Annotated in this window: 2 protein-coding genes; both read right to left on the reverse strand. The window is 75.1% G+C overall.

Translation table 11 applies throughout. The features are described 5' to 3' along the window. A partial coding sequence (locus tag AN218_RS16915; RefSeq protein WP_171908702.1) for a type I polyketide synthase occupies positions 1–1,503 on the reverse strand: 1,503 nt, incomplete at its 3' end. Positions 1,504–1,505: 2 nt separating this feature from the next. Further along, on the reverse strand, positions 1,506–2,434 hold a 929-nt coding region (locus tag AN218_RS16920; RefSeq protein WP_141747602.1), incomplete at its 5' end, for a beta-ketoacyl reductase.

Here is a 2,434-nt window from a genome sequence, read left to right on the forward strand (position 1 = left end):
GGCCGGCACCGCGCCGGCCACAGCGTCCGCCACGCGGGCGCACTGTTCGCGCAGCGCGGCGGGGGTGCGGGCCGAGACGACCCAGGCGACCGGCCCGGCTTCGGCTGCGGTCTCGGGCGCGTCCTGTGCGGGCGGCTCCTCCACGATGACGTGCGCGTTGGTGCCGCTGATGCCGAACGAGGAGACGGCCGCCCGGCGGGTCCTTCCGTCGCCCGTCCAGGGCTGGTCCTCGGCCAGCAGCCGGATGTCGCCGGTGCTCCAGTCGACGTGCGGGGTCGGGCGGTCCACGTGCAACGTGCGCGGCAGCCTGCCGTGACGCATCGCCTGCACCATCTTGATGAGGCCGGCCATGCCGGCCGCCGCCTGGGTGTGGCCGAAGTTGGACTTCAGCGACCCCAGCCAGAGCGGCCGACCCTCCGGGCGCTGCCCGTAGGTCGCCAGCAGCGCCTGGGCCTCGACCGGGTCGCCGAGCGCGGTGCCGGTGCCGTGCGCCTCCACGGCGTCGACCTGTCCGGGCGACAGCCGGGCGTCGGTGAGGGCCTGCCGGATGACGCGCTGCTGCGCCGGACCGTTGGGCGCGGTCAGGCCGTTGGAGGCACCGTCGGAGTTGACCGCGGAGCCGCGGACCAGCGCCAGCACCGGGTGTCCGTTGCGCCGGGCGTCCGACAGCCGTTCCACGGCGATCATGCCGATGCCTTCGGCCCAGCCGGTGCCGTCGGCGGCGGCCGCGAAGGGCTTGCAGCGTCCGTCGGGCGCCAGGCCGCGCTGCCGGCTGAACTCGACGAACACCATCGGGCTCGTGAGCACGGTGGCGCCCCCGGCCAGCGCGAGCGTGCACTCGCCGTTCCGCAGCGCCCGTACGGCCAGGTGCAGCGCCACCAGCGAGGAGGAGCAGGCGNCGGTCAGCGCCGGACCCTCCAGCCCGAACGTGTACGCGATGCGGCCCGACGCGACCGAGAGCGCATTGCCGGTGGCGAGGTGGCCGCGGACCTCCTCGGCGGACTGTGCCGCGGCGCTGACGTAGTCCTGGGCGCCGACCCCCACGAAGACGCCGGTGCGGGAGCCGCGCAGGGTGTCCGGGTCGGCCCCGAGCCCCTCGAGCACCTCCCAGGAGGTCTCCAGGAGCAGCCGCTGCTGCGGATCCGTCGCCAGCGCCTCGCGGGGCGACATGCCGAAGAAGTCGGCGTCGAACCCGGCGGCGTCGGCGAGGAAGCCGCCGCTGCGCACATAGGAGGTGTCGGGGCGCCCGGGGTCGGGGTCGTACATCGCTTCGAGGTCCCAGCCCCGGTCGGCGGGGAAGTCCCCGATGACGTCGCGGCCCTCGTCGACCACCTGCCACAGGTCCTCGGGGCCGGCGACGCCGCCGGGGAACCGGCAGCTCATGCCGACGACGGCGATCGGTTCGGCGGCCTTCTCCTCCGTGACGCGCAGCCGCTCCCGTGTCTCGTGCAGCTCCAGACTGACCTTCTTCAGGTAGCCGAGCAGCTCGCTGTCGCTAGCCATGATCATTCCGCTTTCGGTTCGGAGTCGATGCCGAGTCGGCCGGTGATGAAGTCGATGACCGAGTCGGCATCGGCGTCGGCGAGATCGGCCGCCGCGCCGCCGCCCGTGCCGCTGCCCGCAGGGTCGGCCGCCAGCGTCCGGGTCAGTTCGCCCAGCCGTGCCACGACCGCCGCGCGGCCCTCCTCGTCCAGGGACAGCGTCCCCACGAGGGTGTCGAGCCGGTCGATCTCCGCCAGGGCCGGCTCTGGCCCCGCGGTGAGCCCGCTGTGCAGGGCGCCTCGCAGGTACTCGGTCAGCGCCGCGGGCGTCGGATGGTCGAAGACGAGGGTGGCCGGGAGGGCAGCTCCGGTGCCGCGGTGCAGGCGGTTGCGCAGCTCCACGGCGGTCAGCGACTCGACGCCGAGGCTCTGGAACGTCTGGTGGGGGTCGAGCCGCTGGTCGGCGCGGCGTCCGAGGGTCCGGTTCACCTGCTGCCGTACCACGTCGAAGAGGCGCTCGTGCTGCTCGTCCGCGGAGAGCCCGAGCAGGGTGCGGGCGAACTCCGCACCGTCCTGCGGCGCCGACTGCTCGGTGCCGCCGGTGAGTTCGGCGAGTTGCGGCACGGGCCGGCCCAGCGCCACCGTGCCGGCGAACTCCGGCCAGGCCACGTCCGCCACCAGCACCGCGGCCGCGTCGTCACCGGCGGACCGCCACAGGGCCTCGGTCGCCAGTTCGGGATCCATCGGCGTCAGTCCGCCCCGGCGCAGCCGGTCGGCGTCCACGCCGGTCGCCATGCCGGCTCCGTCCCACGGCCCCCAGGCCACCGAGGTGGCCGGCAGTCCCCGGGCGCGGCGGCGCTCGGCCAGCGCGTCCAGGTGCGCGTTGGCCGCCGCGTAGCCGCCCTGGCCCGCGTTGCCGAGCGTGCCGGACAGCGAGGAGAACAGGACGAACG

This window comes from Streptomyces nanshensis, assembly GCF_001751255.1.
Lineage (GTDB): Bacteria > Actinomycetota > Actinomycetes > Streptomycetales > Streptomycetaceae > Streptomyces > Streptomyces nanshensis_A.